This is a genomic window from Eubacterium sp. AM05-23, assembly GCF_003477535.1.
GTDB classification, from domain to species: domain Bacteria; phylum Bacillota; class Clostridia; order Eubacteriales; family Eubacteriaceae; genus Eubacterium; species Eubacterium maltosivorans.
This window is the reverse complement of record NZ_QUDF01000006.1, coordinates 280,068-297,568: the sequence shown is the minus strand read 5'-3', so window position 1 is coordinate 297,568 and position 17,501 is coordinate 280,068. Positions and strand designations below refer to the sequence as shown.

At 49.4% G+C, this 17,501-nt stretch carries 3 protein-coding genes; 1 reads left to right on the top strand and 2 read right to left on the bottom strand.

All coding sequences use genetic code 11. The features are described from left to right. Positions 1 to 12: 12 nt before the first annotated feature. A complete protein-coding gene (locus DW091_RS10600; protein WP_118518129.1) occupies positions 13 to 7,389 on the bottom strand; it encodes an InlB B-repeat-containing protein in 7,377 nt (2,458 codons plus the stop codon). A gap of 214 nt (positions 7,390 to 7,603) precedes the next feature. On the opposite strand from DW091_RS10600, the gene DW091_RS10595 reads away from it, so the two are divergent. Next, complete coding sequence (locus DW091_RS10595; RefSeq protein WP_207665239.1) at positions 7,604 to 8,833, top strand: RNA polymerase sigma factor; 1,230 nt, start codon at positions 7,604 to 7,606, stop codon at positions 8,831 to 8,833. Positions 8,834 to 8,906: 73 nt separating this feature from the next. On the opposite strand, the gene DW091_RS10590 is transcribed toward DW091_RS10595, so the two are convergent. Beyond that, the gene (locus tag DW091_RS10590; protein ID WP_118518127.1) at positions 8,907 to 17,456 is read right to left on the bottom strand and encodes an InlB B-repeat-containing protein; all 8,550 of its coding nucleotides are present in this window, start codon (positions 17,454 to 17,456) and stop codon (positions 8,907 to 8,909) included. Positions 17,457 to 17,501 lie beyond the last annotated feature (45 nt).

The window sequence follows — 17,501 nt, the reverse complement described above, 5'->3', positions numbered from 1 at the left end:
GTTTTCTTTTATTTAGAACATTTTATGGCTCCGCTTTCTGATAAAGACTGCTGCCGCATCCAGTAAAACCAACAGTCCAAAAATAACAGACCATGGATCAAACAGCCTCAAACTCAGGCTCAGGGGCTGCGTGAGGAAGAAAAGCGTTAATAATACAAGGGATATCAAGGTGGTAGTCCAGCGGATTACCTTATTCTTCTTTAAAGATGTCATCATCAAGAGCATTGCTCCCATAACGGCCAGCAAGTTAAAGACGGATATCTCTCTGCTGCCCAGAATCGCCGCATTGCTGCTATTCCCGACAATATGACTGAGCAGGCTTTCACCTTCGCCACTGATCCAGCGCTCCACAGTGCTTTTCTGCGTTTTTCTTCCAGGCTTTCCACTTATTTTAGAAGCAGAGGCAGCACTCTGACCACTATCCCTTATGCCAGTATTTGGCGCAATACTGCTGGCTTTAGCCGTGCGCGGCAGGATTTTGTCAGCTTCCTTCTGGATCTTATCCAGTACGCTGCCCTCTGCATTCGTGTCTGGTATATCCAAACTTGGCGGATCAATTGAAGGCCCTGATGCATCGGGATTTTCTGGTTTATCAGGCTCCGCCAGGTTATCAGGCTCAGGCGGCAGTGCCGTATCCTTTGCGAACTCGACCTGTACCGTCTGTGTCTGTGTTATGTTCGTAAGTGTGACACTGCTTTTATCCAGTAAATCTTTGCGCTCAGCATTGTTGACGAACACCCTGGCAGTATGCCAGTCCTCAGCCGGTTTCCAGCTGACGGAATAATCTCCATGCTCTGGAACGCTGCTGTTTCCTGCGCTGATGGTTCCATTACCAGCAATAATCCCTGTGATAACCGGCCATGCTTTTGATGGCGTTTCATCTGTATCTTTTTTGAAAATAACCTCAACATGATGGTCAGTGTCAATCTTTTCAAACTTCACACTGCCTTTATTTTCCGGATTTTTAATCGGAGTATTGTCAACCTTCACACTTTCCACATGCCATCCTCTGTCTGCTTCCCAGAACACTTCATAGGTTGCACCCGTTTCGACTGTTTCTGTACCGTTAACCTGCCCCTGTCCATTTTTAGAAACCGTTATGCAGTGCTGTACTCCCGGAGTTGGCGGTATGGGCTGACAGACTACCTGCACACGGTGGTTTGCGGTAATATTTTCAAAGGTGACGCTTCCGGCAGACTTCAAGTCATCACGAACAACATTATCAATAATCACTGTTGTGATATAGGCATTGCTGCCCGGTTTCCAGCTGATGGTAACTGTTTCATTTTCGTCTACAATCCGGCTGCTGTCAATGATGCTTCCAATACCGCCGACGATTTCGGTGGTGATAGTATAGGTTTTGGCCGGCTCATCAGGCTTTTCCGGTTCATCAGGAGAGCCGGTCTTTCCGAATTCAACAGCGATAAAATGATCTTGGACGACATTTTCAAAGGCAACATAGTCCGTAGTTAACAGATCGTCCCTTTTTACACCGTCAATATAGATTGCCTTTACCGTATAATCACTGCTGTCCGGTGCCCAGGTTACCGTAGAGGTATCACCCCTTGCCACCACCGATGAAGCGCTGATGCTGCCGCCGGTTGTGCACTCTGTTGTGATATTAAACGCATCGGTATCTGGTGCCGGATTGGTGTCTGGTTTTCCCAGAACGACCTCGATACTGTGGTCGGTATTCACTTGACTGAAGGCATAGCTTCTCAAATCTTTTACCGCACCACTGAGTGGCTGGCCATCTACCCTTACGGCTTTGACCTCATAGACAGTATCGGACCAGCTCCAATCAATACTGATATTGCTTCCTTCTTCAATATTTCCAGCCAGTGATGGTGTAATGGACGCGCCGGGAGCACCGGTAATGCTGGTGCTGACGCTGTATTTGGGCACCGTCTCCGGCGGCGCCTTTTCAACAGGCCTGAGCTGGACGGTTATCTGATAAGGATCTGCGATATCACTTAAAATCAAATGATTATCCGCATAGCTTACAGGAATCGGGACACCACTGGCAGTCACTGAAACACCGGCCGTCGCATAGCCTTCGTCGGGCATCCATGAAACCTCCATGCTGCCACCCTTTTCAACAGAGCTTCCGGCAGTGATGGTGCCAGTACCGCCCTCCATTCCTGTCGCTACTGGAAATAATTCTGTGGGCGTGCTGCCATCCAGCCGCTCTGTTTTCACCTTTATGCGATGATTATCCACGATTTTATTGTTGCTGTCTGATGGTACGTCAATGACAACGCTACTGTTGTCACCCGCAGGCTGTGGTTCATCCTCAGACATTGACATTAAAGCCGCAGGCTGCGGGGAGGACACTGTCTGTTCTTCACCATCGTCAATTTGATAGCTCTTGACATACCAGCCCTCTGAAGCTTTTGCGGCTACCGTATAGGTTTCATCATTGTAAAAAACGGTTTTTGTCGGATCGATGGAGCCCTGGCCTTCTACCATTGTTGCAATTTTTAACAGGTTCGGCTTCAGGATAACCTCTACCTTTGTTTCAGCTTCAGCCTTAACCTCAATGTGTCCTGTGGTCACTGCTTCCGCTGCCACCTCCTGCCGCTCTCCGTTGACCAGAATATGATCAACCAGATACCGCTTGTCTTCGGGGGCATTCCACTCTACCTTGTAGGATTCGTCCTTATCGACGACGGCAGAGCTGCTGATTTCGCCCGGACCTCCTACAAGCACCGTCTCTACAGGTACTTTATCAATCGGTGGATTTTCGCCGTTTTTTTCAAAAACCGCTTTAACTGTGTGATCCTCCCTGATATCATTGAAAACCACCTTTTTCGCTGTCATAATATCCGCGCCTGCAGGCTGCCCGTCAATGGTAATGGATTTTACAGTATAACCCGAATCCTCAGACCATGCAATTTCTCTGGATGCACCTTCTTTTACCACACCGGTTTCTGTAATGACACCACCTTCATTTCGGACAGTGCTCACTGTATAATAGCCCGGCAGGGCAGAGGGACTGCTATCTGGCAGCTTTTCTTCAAAATGAACTTCCACCTTGTGGTCTGCGTTCATATCACTGAAGGTAAAGCTTCCACCATCCTGAAGGGGCCGCGCGGAACCATCCACAACAACTCCTGTGACCCGGTACAAATCACCCGCGTTCCATGTCACCGTATGGTTTTCACCTGCTGCGATTGTCTGGGTTTCTGTCAGGGAAGTGGTGGCATCGCCGCCAACTTTCACGGTCTGCACGGTATAATAGACCGCCTCGCCGGACGGGGCGTCCGCGTCCTTTTCAAAAATGACGTAAACGATACGGTTTCTGTCCGCCCTTGACTGTGTATAGCTGCCGCTGTGTCCATTGCCCAGCAGCTCGTCATGAACGCCATTGTCGATCATCACCTGGGCGACGTGATAGCCCTCGTCTGCTTTCCAGCTCACAGAATACCTGCTGCCCTCATCGACTGTTTTAGAAAGATCGATGGTTCCATGACCCACCTTAGCGGTCAGGATGTCATAAACCTTTTTCCATTGCGCCTTGGCTGTCATGGCGTCTCCTGAAACCTGCCCTTCATTCTTGACGGTTTCAGCCGTGATGCTTTCTTCCCCGAATTTCCAGCCGTCAAAACGCCATTGCTGCCCCTGGCTGTCCATCCAATTCTGAGGCGTTTCCGGCAGTTTATCGCCGATGGCCTGTCCGTAAACCATATTTACCTTGGCTGCCTCTGTCCCCTGGGGGCCGTAGTCAAAGGTAATGACATAACCGGTATTCTGCCAGACAGCATATAGTGTTGTGGGGCTGTCCGCTTTAAAATCCTTTCCAAGCTTGTCCTCAGAAATCAGCTCAGCAGCCGAAAAATCTTTGTCTGTCGCAGCAAAATCTGTGTGTGGCTTGGCCGACCAGCCCAGAAATTTATAGCCCGCCCTTGCGTTTGCCTGTGCGTTCATATCTGGCAGGGTAAAGGTGTTATCGGCTGAGACATTGACCTTTTCGCCATATTGCTTCAGCTGGTCTGCTGTCTCTGGGGTATCACCGACCTGCTTCTGGCTGCTGTCTAGAAAGGTTATCTGGGCATCTTTGAATACACTGTAGATTTCCAGTTGCGTGTTTTTCCCGGCTGCTGCGTTCTCCGCGTCCCTGGCAAAGACCTCTTTTCCAAAGAGATCCTTTGTGATTTTGCTGTCCTTTGTAAAGGCACTGTCCTTTTCCTCCTCTGTCTCTGCCGCCGGTGCCACAGCCTTCGACGGGTCCTCCACGCTCCAGCCTGTAAAAAGGCGGGATTTTGGCTTGCCTTCATCATCGACTGCTGTGGTATCCACAAAATTTTCGGCTATCGGCGCGCCGTTAAAAGAGGGAAAATCATTTTCCTGGACCGAGCCGTTATAGGCGATGTCCTTAACAGTCCTGCCGTCGCCGGGTTTTGCCGGTTCAGCGGCAGACGGATCAAAATCGAAATGGACATCATAGGCGTTGTTTTCCCAGACCGCATATACCTTTGTATCCACAGACACAATGGATTTACCAGGAATAAAGGCATTGGCCGGCTCGGTATAGTCCGGGCTGTCAGGATTGGCGGCTGTAAATGCCTGCAGCTCCTGTTTGAAATCAGCCAGACGGATATCGCCATCTGTCATTTCCTCATCCTTTGTGCTGTCTGGCACCACCTGGCTGTTTTTTGACCAGCCTGCGAACGTGTATCCTATACGGGATGGGGCGTCAATGGTGGTTTCCGCACCGTCATTGCCAGTTACTTTTTTCTGCAGCGCTGTTGTTCTGTCGCCAGCCTTGAGTGTCCGTTCGCCAGTGCTGTCGCCGTAGATGTCAAATACTGTTTTATCCTCAGTCGTATTCCGGTCAGCCTCATCAAACCCTTCGGGATTTGCGTATTCGGCAGCATCCGGGGCTTCTGCTTTTACATTGTTGTAGTAGGTGACGGTGAGAGGGTCTGTGACGGTGAGGGTTTTACTGTCCTCATAGGTCGTGACCGCACCTGAACCCCCCGCTACAGGTATTTCCCATCTATACTTGATTCGATAGGTTCCCCGGTCGTCAGAGGTTGCCGTTCCTGATACATCCTCGCTGCCATTTGTAAAATCTTTCTCTCCACGAAATTTAGCGTCCAGGTTATTCTGAGACAAATCTGAAATCAGTGTCTCAATTTCCTTGCCGGGGTTGTCCTTATCCTTTGTCACCTTATATACCGTAGTGGTTATTTTTCCACGGTCATTATTTGTTCTGTCTACAGCGATGTTTGTATAACCGGTATCTATAATATCCGGATTATATCGGATGGCTGACAGACTGGAACCGCCTGAATTTTTCATAATATTATCCAATTCCTCTGCGCTGGTCTTGACAAAGGCAATGGTGTTCCGGTGGTTATATTTCTGGTCAACATCTGTGACAAGCCCTCCGTCATTTTTCTGCAGTCCCACATATATCCGAGAATCTTTAGAGCCCGGCGCCAGAGGATGGTCACTCTCGCCAAGAGACATTGTAGTGGTAGGAATAATACGCATGGCCCGTTTACCGACAACGGTATTCTCACCTTCTGTCATGGCGACCTCCACATTTGCCCAGCCGACACCTGGGTACATCCTGGTGATATGGTCATCCTGAACCACTGTCCCGTCTTCTTTAACGGTGCGTCCAATGGTCAGTACCGGCGGATTGATCATCTCCTTTTCCGGGTTTCCATCTGCGCCCAGTACCGGTTCGCCTTTGTTGTCCTTTTTTGTCTGTTCAATCTGGAGTGGGCTGGCGTCGCTGCCGGCTGTCCATTTGACATTGTATTTGCCGGTGTCAACCACCGTGTTATTGCTGAAGGTCGGCGGCTTTAAAATATTCCGAACCGTGTCGTAACCCTTGATGGCCCCAGTATTTTTATCCTTCTCAACGTTAAAGATTGCGCTGGATGCCGAAGCCGCTGAATAAGCCCTGGCAGTCAGCCGTTCGTAATCAGAGGAAAAGGCTGTATCTGCCGGGTTTGCGAGCGTATTTAACTGCGGATATAAGCCGCTTTCAATGGTGTAGGCATCCATCGGCTGCTTCTGGAGCTCCTCGGTGGTGAGGCCTGTGATTCCATCCTGCTTATCGGTGGTACCGCCCTTGGCGTACTCACCCATGGCAGTGGTCTGTTTATCGTAATAGCAGTTTTCATAAGCACCTGCGCCTGTTCCGGCAAAACCACCCCAGGATGCTTTTTGACTTTCATTTAATGTGCCCACCTCACCGGCAGCGTAACAGTTTTTAATGGTGGAGCCACCGTTATTTCCAACAAAGCCTCCCAGATTTGTACCGCCATCCTGCATACCCACCATAGCGGTGGCATAACAGTTCACAAATCTTTGATTTGATCCCGAATTTCCAATAAATCCACCTAATTTAGACCCTGCCTCAACAAAACCAGCGGCATAACAGTTTTTAAATACATCATTTTGACTATTATTCGCCCCGATAAAACCGCCCGTTTCATTTGTACTATAAACAGATGTGTTGGTAAAACAATTTTCGATATGAGTATTCCAACCACATGAAATAAACCCACCAGAGTGGCCAGTAGCATGGGTAGAAATAACCACACCGTTAACCGCATAACAGTCTTCTATAATTCCATCACTACCTGTTGATATACATGCTGAAAAATTCCCCTCACACAGGGTTCCTTTGACATAGACTTCTGAAACCCCACATTTTTTTATTTTATTTTTGCCAGCACTATTAAGATTTGTACCGAGTAAGCCTCCAGTATGCTTTAATCCCAGAACTAGCCCTTTTTCAAAAGTAATCCCCTCCAGATAGAGACCGGACGCACTGGAATAGGCAAAGATGCCAGTACCTTCAACAGCATTACTTTTAATTTTTACTCTTTGAAAATGAAGGTCTGTCACCTTTAAAGCTTTGTTGAAATCGCCAATGAATCCTCTTCCATCAATATCCAAGTTATAAAACCTGTGTCCGTTTCCCGTAATCTCCAATTCGCTCGTCAAATTGACCGGTGTCCACTTTTTCGTCTGTGCAGCATCTTCACGGCCGCCCATATCCATATCTCTTTGGATATCAATCAGCGTGATCTTTTGGCTGGCAGTATTTTCCAATGCCCAGCGCAGTCCTTCAGGAGTGCGAACTATACAGGCTTTTTTATTGGTTTCTATTTCCCTGAGTTCTGCATCATCTATTGGCTTTTGCGAAGCTGCTTTCATACCATTCCATGGTATGAGGGCATTGCCATCTGCACCCGGCACGTTGTCTAAAAAATTTATTTTAGATTCACAGTCTGCCCAGACAGCGTCGACATCTGTCGCGGCCCTTGCTGTTTCTGGCACTGCCACGGACATCATACTGAGTAGCAGGGCCATGATCATCACTATACATCCCAAATACCTTACTCCCTTTTTTGCGCCATTCATGTTAATCTCCTCACTTCTTATCTTATTCTAATCCTTTTTGGAAGCTTTGCATGCTGTCATTTTAAACTTTTTTTACCGGATTCTAAGAATCCCTGATAAAGCGTTCCCTGATTTTTTAGACCATCTTTTTTGGAAAAAGGGTTCATTTTTTATGCCTGTGTCTAAAAAATTTTCTGTTCTTGACAGAATGCTGGGATTGGCCTATCCTATAATCATGAATAAAATGAGCCCAAAACTTAAGAAAAAAATTGAATCCTTACTCGTGGCATATGGAAAAGGGGACTGTTCAGCCTTTGAGGAGGTATACCGGCTTGCCTACAACTTTCAGTTTCTTCAGGCCTGTCAATTTCTCGGCGACGCCTGCATGGCAGAGGACGTTGTCCAGGAGACCTTTCTGCGCCTTTATAAAAACCCCGAGAAAATCGCCAATATCCGCTATCCCTACGCTTATCTGAAACAGATTACCTATAATCTCTGTATCGATAAAATCTCCTCACCGATCAACACGAATGAGTGCCGGGCGGACGAGGAGCTTCTGTGTTTTATCGAGGATGAACGGCCGGATGTTTCTCCAGAATCCCATGCTGTTCTCACAGCCGCCAGCGATGAGCTGAACGCTGCGCTCCAGACGCTTCCGCTGGATGAGCGGACTATTTTTATCATGCGTTTTGTTGACGAGCTGAAAATAAACGAAATCGTTCTTGCTACTGGGTTGTCAAAAAGTACGGTTAAGCGCAAAATCCAAACTGCCAGAGAGCACATGAAAAATATACTTCATCCCAGATGGATGCCTGGTTTTCTGCTCACTGGAACGCTGGCTTCCTTTGTCCAGAAGGGATTTACCGATTTTGCCATGGACACAGCGAGGGCAGACAGTATCCTTTACGCGCTGATGGAACACGGCTCTGAGCTGGCAGGGCAGGGGAGTGCTGCTGGCATCTCCGCACAAACGGTATCCTCCATATCCGCCAACTCCAAGTTTTCTGTCTTTTTCTCGTCCTTAAATTCCTCGACCCTTATCACTGCAACCTGTACGGTAGCGGTGACCGGAGCGGTGCTGATTGCGCCATCGGCCATTCATCACAGCATTGTAACGGCAGATGATACAACAGAATCCCTTGAACCGGAACCCTATACCCTTGCTGAAGAAAATCCGGAAGCGGCAAATGCCTCCACAGACACACAAATACCAGAACTGGTTTCCTATGAGTGCATCGACGGGACCATTGTGCTGACTTTAAAGGACGACTCCTCCGGTGTCGATTACGCTGCCATAACTGCCACTTCGGATGCCGGACCTATCCCTCCTGTTAACATCAACGAGGCTGAAAACCAGGTGACCTTTGAAATCTCAAATGCGCCTTTAATGGTCAATATCTGCGATAAAGCAGGGAATAGCGGGAGCATGGTTATTGAACCCGACCCGGCCCCTGAGCAGCCATAACCACCATTGCAAAAGCATAACAAAAACGCCCCTTTAGACGCTGTCTGCTGGCAGCCATCCAAAGGGGTATTTTTTATTGAGGGGTATCTTCCTTTTCTTTTTGATCTCCCAGCAAAATTAACATCAGTGCTCCCATCAGAAGCAGTATCAGGAAGAGGGGAGACCACTTATCAAAAAAGGTAAATTTCAAAATCAGCGGTTGTGTGGCAAAGAACAAGATAACCGCAGTAAGCGAGGCAATGACGCCAAAGCCCCATGCCCGTTTTTTAAACAGGAAGGCCGCCAGAGTCAGCACAATCACACCAGAGGTCGCAAACAGGTCAAGGAGCGATAATGCGCTGGCGCTGTCTTTTAACCCAAACAGTTTCTGAAGCAGGGGCTTCTGGCCGTTTTCCTGCGCCACACGGTCTCTGATTCCGGTAACTGGCGCAATGCTGCTCATGGTCACCTGTGTTGTTTTTTCAAACATTGAAGCCGGTTCACTATTTACAGCTCCGCCGCTATACTGTCCGCTGTCATGACCTCCCTGTCCGTCTCCATCGGGATAACCCGGCGTAACAGCTCCTTCGCCAGATGGGGAATCGGTTTTTTTATAGGAAACCCGGATATCCTGGCTGTTTTCCACGTGCTTAAGGTCAATTCCATTTTTCCCAATGAGGTCTGGGCGTTCTTCGCCGTTTATCCAGACCATCTCAACCACGTATCCCTCTGCTGGTGTCCAGCGGACAGAGGCGTTCTCTCCTTTTTCTATTGTCATGCCGCCGCTGATGGTTCCAAGTCCGCCCTTGATCCCTGTTGTTATCTGAACCGGCTCGCCTGGGGAGGGCACGATGCCGTCTTCTTTTTCAAAGATAACATTGACGGTATGATCTTTTCCGATGCTGTCAAAAGTGATTTCATCTTTTTGGGTAGGCTGTGGCTGAACCACGCCGTCAATCTCTACCCGGACTGCTTTCCAGCCTTTTTCAGGCTTCCAGGCAACTGTGTAGCTGCTGCCTTTTTCCAGGCTGGCCGTAGGCGTGATGTAGCCCTGTCCCTCAATTGAGGTGCCGATCTCATAAAAATCTTTCTGAGTTTCCCCACCGCTTCCGGCTGGGGTATAGATTACCGTAATCTGGTGATCCTCTGTGACGTTGTCAAAGGTAATACGGTCTTTATCTCTGAGGTCATCGCGGACGACGCCATCCACAATAACAGTGCCGACCTCCTGGCCTTCGCCTGGCTGCCAGTGAACCGTATGGCTTTGGCCGTCCGGCACAGCTGCGGTGCTGTCGATGCTGCCGCTGCCTCCGCTAATAGTGGTGTCGATGGTGTGTTCATGCTTTTGTCCGCCGCTTCCGCCGTCTTTTTCAAAAGTCACCTCAACCTGATGGCTCATCTGAATGTCCTTAAATCCTGCGCTGTCCTTATCCACAAGATCTGGCCGCTCAACGCCATCCACAATCACCCTGGCCACTCTGTAGCCTTCGTCCGCTTTCCAGGTAACCCGATGATCTGCTCCTTTATCAACGGTTACGGTAGGGCTTATGGCGCCTCCGGCATTGCGGAGGGTAGAGATGGTATACTGGCTATTTTCGCCGGGTATATCACTAGGATCCTGACTTTTTTCCCTCAGAATAACCTCAATCCGGTGATCGGCCTGAATGTCTGTAAAATCATAGGCTGTGGCCTCCTTCAAGCTGTCAACAAGGTTTCCGTCAATCCTCACCTCCTGTACCTCATAGCAGCTGCTGTCAATCTTCCATTCAATGTGCTTCTGGCCCCCCGGGGCTATGCCCACGATGGATGGGGTTATCTCTCCCTCGCCGTTTTTCACGGCTGTCTCAATGGCGTAACGCGTCTCTGGTGCTTCTGGCGTTTCGGGGTCACTGCTGCCAGAGCTATTGTTTCCTTTCATGCCAATGGTCACAATGATGTCATAATGGTCATGAATATCCTCCAGGCTCAGACTGCCCTCAGACACAGAAGACGCGAGGTCCGGCCGTTCTACGCCGTTGACGGTCACGGTCACTTTTTTGACCTCATAGGTGTCCGGAATCCCTGTCCATTGAACAGTTGTTCCTTCTCCAGCTTCAAACATCCCTGTACCGTTCACTGTCCCCGGGCCGCCTTCAATATGGCCTGTGACAGTATGCATCTGTTCCTCAGAGGGTGGCACTTCACCGTTCTTAGCATAAATTACCTTTACCTCGTGGTCTGTGGTAATACCGCTGACCGGTACGACGACCTGGTCACCGACAATGTTGGTATCAATTTCGTTTTTTTCTGCCGCATACACAATCTGTTCCGCGAAAGGATTTTTGATACTGGCTGTCTGCTGCGCATCCGGGTCTTTATACTCGTGGATGGTCTCGCCGTCAACCTTGACTTTCCATAAATACCAGCCCTCGTCCGGCTGAGCGTTAACCTCATAATCCTGTCCGTAGAACAAGGTGGCCGAGGGGGAGATGGTTCCTTTTCCAGCGACCGCTGTCTGAATATTGTACAGATTTGGCTTCAGGATAACCTTGACTACCTGATCCTCCTCGATCGCGTTAAATTCTTCAACGCTCATATCCTTGCTGTGCTCCTCATCATTGACGAGCACCTTGTCCACCACATAATAATTGTAATATTCGCCGTCCGGCTTTGCGATTTCATCCGGAAGCTTCCATTCAACTTTATAGTCGCTGCCCTTTTCAACCACGGCAGAGCTGGTGATCTCACCCGGTCCACCAACCAGACTGGTAATGATCTGAACCTTTTCTATGGGATCAGGTTGGCTGCCGGATTCTGCCTTTTTAAAGACAACATCCACAACATGGTCAGCGTCTGTCTGGTTAAAGTCAAAGGAGCCCGCCGCGATTTCCCCTGGTGTCAGTATTCTTTCATGATCTGTCCCCTGGTCAATAATAATACGCTCGACGCTGTAAGGCGCCAGTGCTGACCAGCTGACGGTATGGTCGCTGCCCGGCTTAACCACACTGCTCGGTGTCAGGAAGGTTTTCCCATTTTCTGAAGGGTCGCCTCCGATATGGTTGGTGGTGATGGTATAAAAACCTGGGGTTGTGCTGCCGCCAATAGAGGTGCTCTTTTCATAAATCACTTCTACAAAGTGGTCACTCTGTATGCCGGTAAAGGGAATGAATCCCTCATCACTGGCCGGATAGCTTACGCCATCCACGATCACCTGTGCCACATAGTATTTTTCCGCAGCTTTCCATTCAACCACATAGCTGCCTTCTTTGTCTCCCGGAAGCGTCTTGGTAGGACTCAGGAAGCAGTCGTCGCTGCCGCCGGTCTTTTTGGTATAAACTGTATAAAAACTGTTCTCTCCGGGCACTGGGCTGCCTTCGGTTTTTTCAAAGGTCACATAAACATGATGATCTGCCGTAATATTCTCAAATGCCACACTCCCGGCTGCTCCGCCATTCAGCAGATCATCGCGGATCTGTCCGTCGACCATGACCCTGCTTGCTACATATCCGTCATCCGGCTTCCAGGCCACTGTCGTGGCAGCCCCCTCCTCAAAGTTTCCAGTACCGCCGGTAATACTTCCCCGGCCATATTTAGAAGCAGTTATCTCAAAGAGTCTGCTCCAGACAGCTTTCAGACTGACATCGGACGCTGGCATGGTCTCAGGGAAGGCATAAAAACCGTCTTCCAGACTTCCATCTGCTCTCACAGTCTTCCAGCCCTTAAAGGCATAACCTGAAGCCACTGGATTTTGGGGTGGGGTAAGGCTGGAGCCGTAGGGCAGGGTAATCGGGGCAAGCTGCTCTCCGTGGCCATTCATGTCAAAACGAATCGTTGCGTTGACACGGTCGTAGTAAAGTCTCAGCACCAGGTGGGTGCTGTCGCCGGTGATCACTCCCTTGACCGGTTGTTTTCCGTCCTTGTCTCCTTTACATATAAATCCTGTATAAGCCTTTGAGATGGCGGTTACCTCTGTTCCGGTGGTCCCCGCCAGAGTGTCTGTCTCTGCCAGAGTATAACTGTCTCTGTCTACATTTTGCCTGTAATGCTCTACTGTATAAGGCGTGTTGATATCACTGCTCCATTTAGCATAAAAGCTCTGGTCTCTGGCTGCTGTAAAGTTTTGGCTGAAGTCATAGGGCTCACCGCCCTGGTTTTCTCTGTCCGCATACCATCCGGCAAAAATATAGCCGTCCCGTACCGGGCTGGCCTCTGGCGTTTTATAAGGCTGGTCTGTTGTCTGTTCAATATTCTGAACGCTCTGTCCCGCCCCAAAACTGCCGCCGTTAGCGTCAAAAACTGCCATATAGGCATTGGCGCTCCACAGCGCGTAGACTTCCATTTCCTTTTCAGTAATCCGCGTATTCTGGTCAAAATTATTGACAGCCTTATCCAACGACCAGCCCATAAAGCGGTAACCGCTCCGGACAGGTTCCTGTGGATATCGACCAACCTCGCTCAGAGTCTGCTCGTATTTTATGGCGTTAACTTCCTGATACGGTGTCTCTGGGTTATTGATATTTGGATAAAAGCGCACCGTTAACGGCACGTAACGCCAGACCGCATAATAGGTTATTTCTTTTTCAAAGCCTTCATAGGGTTTTTCTGAGCCGGCTGGCAGTTCATCATCAAAGGTCTGTTCAAAATCTAGAGGTTCCTCTGCCTTCCTCGACCAACCCATGAATTCAAAGCCTTCGCGCGCTGGCTCAGCCTGTGGCCGGGTGTACAAACCGCCGTAAAGGATAACAGCTGCCTCCACAAAGTGATGGTCTGTACTGTCATTCATCTTAAAGACCAAGGTTCCCGCCGCCTCCCGGAACACAGGGTAGACATGCGTATTTGCCGTGACTGCGTAGTCTGCATTCACATTGGCATCTGCTGTTTCAGCATCTGGCGTTAATGCCCATCCGATAAATACTTTTCCTTCAGGCGGCGCCGGGCTGCCTGTTGGAAACTGACCGCCGATGGCCTGGCCTGAGGGAATATTTTCGACAGCCATAAAGGTTTCTGAATTTTCGCCGCTCTCTTTGTGGAAGGTGACATCATAGACCTTCTCATACTGAGCCTGAAGGTCAAGGACATTGTCACTGCCCACCGACGCGTCGCCAACATGATAGACAGTCTCCTTTGTGACTGCCTCTGTGGTATGCTCCCGGTTGACCCATCCGGTAAAATGATATTTCTGGCCTGAACTGTCTGTGTAATATTGATAGTCCCTCATATCCGGCAGAGCAATCCTTTCTCCGTAGATACCTGTCTGACTGAGGGTATCTTCGGGAGTGTCGCTGCCCTTTACATAAGCATTGACCGTGTAGGTATTATCACGCCAGACTGCATAATATTTTAAAACAGGCTCCTGTCCGTCATAGATGGCGCCCTCTGGAAAAGCATCGGTAAATTCGTCTTCAGCTGGCCCCTGTGGGGTGAACAGCTTAACTGGTTCCTCCGACCATCCTAAAAAGACACGGCTGTTTTCCCACGAGGGATCATCAGGTCGGGTGAGGGCGGCGCCGAAATTTACCGTTCCGCCGGCGCCTGAGATTAAAGCGCCACCATTGCCAGGTTTGTCCAGAGCAGTATTTTTATTGTCGTAAAATTTACAACTTCCCGTACTGTAAACAAAAACCGGGTAGACATCAATAGTGCTGCTGTTGTCAAAATCAAAATTCTTTAACGGATTGTCCTTTGCTGTTTTATCGCCCTGAGTAATGGCTGTATCTTCTGTAAAATTCCCAGCAAAGATAAACTGCTTACCATCTTTATAGGGATTGAGCGTGCTCCAGCCCATAAATCTTTTGGCAGTACCGTCAACGGTGCAGGTCGCTCCCAGCGCCAGATCAGCCGGGAAAGCCTCTGCGCCTTTTTGGACTATGGCAGTGTCGTAGGGAATATCCGCCACGTTTTTTTCTGCCGGCACCACACCGTCCGGCAGGATGATTTCTTTGCCGTTTTCCATAAAATTAAATTTCACATCATAATTTTTTGGCTGCCACAGGGCGTAAACCTTCAGGGTTTCAACATTGGGAAGAGCCGTTTCATCGGTAAAATCCGCGGCGCTGGCAGTCTTATCCACTGACCAGCCCACAAAGGTATAGCCTGTGCGGTCCGGGTCTGCGGGCATGTCCACATTTTTATCCTTCAATGTCTCACCAACCAGCAGCTGGACGGTTGAGCTTCCCTCCGGCAGGACGGCGTAGCTCTCCACTGTGTCATCGTGGACGCCGTCGTTCCATTTAAACTGAATAGTCATCGGATCACGCACGATGACACGTTTGCTGTTAGTTAATTCGGCAGTCTGCCCATTTTCAATGGTCCAGGTGTATTTAATGGTGTAGGTTCCTTTATCCTCCGAGGTAAAGGTTCCGCCTGCGAATAAATCTTTGTAGTGCTGCTGCTGTTCCGTTGTGCCGCTGCGCAGCAGATCCGCTGACAGAGTGCCGTCAGGATTTTCTTTAAAGATTTCCACCTTGACACTGCCGTTCTTTGCAGAAACAGTGACATTTGGATTGTAGGTCGTATCATCCAATGGATAATTGATTGGAGTTATTGTATTTCCAGTCGCCAGCTGTGCTGCCGTGGCGTAGACAAGGCTGACGCCTGGCCGGTGGTCGTAGGTGTTTTTCCCTGCGATATTCGGATACAGGTAGGTATCCTTGCCTGCGTCCAGGCTGCCCTGGCCGCCGCTCAGGGAGAGCACCGAGGTGGGGACAATCCGCAGCGACCGGCGGCCGATCACGGTATCTGCGCCCTGTGTGTAGGGCACCTGCACATCTGCCCACCCAATGCCCGGCGCCATATTGGTCACCTGATCGTTATTCGGAGTGTTCAGGGCGTTGGTTCGCCCGATGGTCAGAACCTGCGTATCTTTGACAATACCACTCTCGATATCCCGGGCTGTCCAGTTGATCTTAAAGCTGCTGCCCTTTGCCATGGCGTCATTACTGAGGGGGAAGAGCTCGGTGATCTCCCGGACGGTATCGTAGTCTGTCAGGTTTTCTGCCGTGGTGTTATCCCGCATAAAGGCCGTGGTGACCGAGGCCGCTGAGTAGGCCTTGGCGGTGAGCTTATCCTCCTCGCTGGTGAAGCCGTCTGCTTCGGTGAAAGCTTTGAGCTGAGGGTACAGGCCCTCGAAAAAAGCCCAGTCTGCCTCAGAGAGCTTCATGGTTTCTTTTGCTTTTTCACCCGTCAATTCACGGGTAACCTTCCCGGAAATACCACTGGAAGCTGGTGTTCCTGGTCCTACAGCGGTTTCCCTCATGGCAGAGGTTTGCTTATCATAATAAGCATTCTCAATTACAGTACCTGGAACACCGCCTGAAAATCCGCCTACCCAAGGCGTAGTGCCCGCATTTGTCACCAGAGCGCCCACCTCTCCCGAGGAAAAGCAGTTCTTTATTGTCACGTCCGCATCGAAATTTATCGTAGCGGAATTTTCTTCCAGTCCAATAAAACCACCTTGATAGGTGCCATTCTGCCGCATTCCCACCATGGCGGTCGTATAACAGTTTTCAAACAAAAATTTACATTGGCCAACTTTCTCACAATTTCCGGCCCCTGCCACAAAACCGCCGAGATTGGTATTGCCTTCAACAAATCCCGCGGCGTAGCAGTTGATAAATTTAGAAATACCATCGCCGCCTGGCGTATAAACACTATCTTCCGGGTGCCCCACAAAGGCGCCAGTATTATTGTTGCTTGCATATGCCCGCACATTGGTAAAGCAGTTTTGAAAAATATAGTTACCCGCGCAGGAGGTAAAGGCTCCGGAATGGCTTGCTGTCCTCATGGTACCGTCAATGGCGTAGGAATTTTCAATATAGCCACTGATGGGTCCAAAAATATTTCCAGAACAACTATTAGATTGTACGTACACATTTTTAGTATGGCAGTTAGAAGCATATACTCTGCCAAAGCTTCCGGCATGGCGGTAATAAGCATGACCAACTAGACCTCCAACATGGCCTGTTCCATTGATCAGCGCGTGCTCCAGACTGACCTCTTCCATAGAAATATAAGTACTGATGTTTGTCCCTGTAAATAATCCACTCTGCATCTGGGCAGACACCACCTTAATATTTTTCGCGATAATCGGCTGGCTCCAAGAGCCAATCAAGCCACCCCCAGTGGTATTTAAATTATAAATGGTGTGTCCGTTGCCGTCCATAAAAACTTTACTGCTTAAATCAGCTGTCGACCATGTCCTGTCCCGTCCGCCCATATCCAGATCGCTCATCAGCCTGAAGCTTTTCTGATTTGTAATAGCCCAGCGCAGTTGTTCTGGAAAATAGATTTCATAGTACGCTACCTCTTCCGTTTCTTCTGCCGGCAGCGTAAGGGTCCCGTCTCCCGCTACATTGATTGCTTTATATTGGACGGTCTCTTGTAAAACTTGATGTGGTATGACCGCAGCATCCTTTTCGGGGTCTCCATCATTTTTAGTGGAAACAGCATTGCTGCCGCTCCATTTAGGGACAGCGTCTTGCGTCTCTGTCCATCCCTCATTGCCGTAGCCCTTAAACTCCGCCACATCGCTGGCCCAGTCATCTGCTGCCTGGACGTTTCCCGGCTCCAGAGCAGAGCCCAGCCCGGCGGGCAAGCTCACAATGGCCATGATCATCGTCAGCGCCATGACCATGATCTGTTTGATAAATTTCTTTTTACCTCTCACCCTTACTCCTCCATCATATTAAATCAATGTTAAAGCCCTGCGCTG

Excerpts from the sequence above, each read along its gene's own strand:
- DW091_RS10600 (WP_118518129.1), bottom strand. The coding sequence starts at position 7,389 with ATGAATGGCGCAAAAAAGGGAGTAAGGTATTTGGGATGTATAGTGATG.
- DW091_RS10595 (WP_207665239.1), top strand. The coding sequence starts at position 7,604 with ATGAATAAAATGAGCCCAAAACTTAAGAAAAAAATTGAATCCTTACTC.